1 protein-coding gene is annotated in these 1,658 nt (G+C 69.6%); it reads right to left on the bottom strand.

Annotated elements, in window-relative coordinates; genetic code table 11:
• Positions 1–323 precede the first annotated feature (323 nt).
• A complete protein-coding gene (gene pheA, locus OQF71_RS14500; RefSeq protein WP_280588519.1) occupies positions 324–1,130 on the bottom strand; it encodes a prephenate dehydratase in 807 nt (268 codons plus the stop codon).
• Positions 1,131–1,658: the final 528 nt, after the last annotated feature.

Genomic DNA, 1,658 nt, shown 5'->3' with positions numbered 1-1,658 from the left:
TTGATCTCGTCTAAACAGCCGCCGAGGCGGTCGTTTTCGGGCATAGATCACTTTGAAAACGCACCGCCTCACCTTTCAATCCTTATCTGAACACCACCGCACAGCGACCGCACCTCACCCCTCCCCAGCTCGCGGCTCACGGCTCGCGGCTTCGCCGCTCGCGTTCGCCGCGTCCCTCGCGCGCGCTCCTCGCGCCCGCTGGGCGCTCGGAGGCACGCGCCACCGCAATCCTGTTTATACGGAGTCGTCGTCCTGTTTATACGGAGTCGTCGGTCTGCGCGTTCTTCTAAACAGTGCGTCGCCGGCGACAGGTCATCGGATCCTCACTCCAACACATGCTCGGTATCGTACGACCCGAGCACGCGCACCCAGCCGTTGCCGGCGATGGCTTCGATGTCCTCGACCGCCTTCGCCATGTGGTCCTCGTAGAGCCCGGCGTCGACGTCGAAGTGGAACAGGTAGTCGCCGAGGCGCTCGCCGCTCGGGCGCGACTCGATCCGCGAGAGGTTGAGATTGCGGTCGGCGAACGCCTCCAGGAGCTCTAAGAGCAGGCCGGGATAGTTCGCGTTCGGATAGACGATGAGGGTCGTCTTCCCGCCGGCGTCGGAGCGCGCTGACGCGGCCGCGACGACGAGGAACCGAGTCGCGTTGGAGGTGCGGTCTTGAATGTCCTCCGCGAGGATCTCGAGGTCGTCACCGGCGTTGTCCGGGTGCCCGATCCCGGCGATCCGGGCGTCCTCGCGGGCGCGTTCGACCCCGCGGGCCGTGGAGGCGACCGCTTCGAGGCCCGCCGACGGGTAGTTCGATTCCAGCCAGTTGCGACACTGCGCGAGCGCCTGCGAGTGGCTGGCGACGACCTCGAACTCGGACCCCTGCGCGAGGAGCGCGTGCCGGATCGGCGTGACGATCTCGCGGGTGACCGCGATGTCGTACTCCGCCAGCGCGTCGAGGCTCTCCGTGACGGAGCCCTCGATGCTGTTCTCGATGGGGACGACGCCCCGTTCGAACTCGCCGGACGCGACGGCGTCGACGATGGCGGTGACCGACTCGCGGAACGACACCTCGGCGGCGACGGCCCGCGCCGCACGGTGTGAGTACGTGCCGGCCGGACCGAGCGTGACGGCGTTCATCGCCCCTACCTATCAGACGGCGTTAGAAAAGCGTGCGGGGTCACACGAATACTGTGGCCCGGGAGAGACGCCCGGACCTCCACCGCGTCGCCTCTCCAAACGACCCGAGGAGTTCACACCGGGATCCCGCCGGCGAGGAGCGCGGCGTCGACGACCGCCTCGCGATCGAGCGTCCCGTCGGCCGCACGCGGGAGAGTCCGCAGAGCCGACGTACGGCGCCGCGCCGGTCCACAGCGCGCCGGAGGGCACGTGGCGGACGACGGCGGCCGTGAGAAGCACGGGGTCGGCTGGGGAGGAGACCCCGATAAACTCCGTCCAGAACACGATCGATGCGGCTCGCGTGGCCAGTGCTCAGTTCCCGTCGGTCGGCACCGCTTCCAGCGCGTCCTCGGCAACCCGGACCGCGGTCGCGCCGTCGCGCCGCTCCACGACGACGACGAGCGCCTCCCCGGCGACGCCCGCGGCCGCGACGTCGACGCCGGTGGCGTCGAGGCGGCGGAGGACGGCCGCGAGCGCCCCGGCGTCGAC

Origin of the sequence: Halorubrum sp. Boch-26 (assembly GCF_029889805.1) — an archaeon.
GTDB lineage: Archaea > Halobacteriota > Halobacteria > Halobacteriales > Haloferacaceae > Halorubrum.
This window is presented reverse-complemented; position numbering and strand designations above follow the sequence as displayed.

Excerpts from the sequence above, each read along its gene's own strand:
- pheA (WP_280588519.1), bottom strand. The coding sequence starts at position 1,130 with ATGAACGCCGTCACGCTCGGTCCGGCCGGCACGTACTCACACCGTGCG.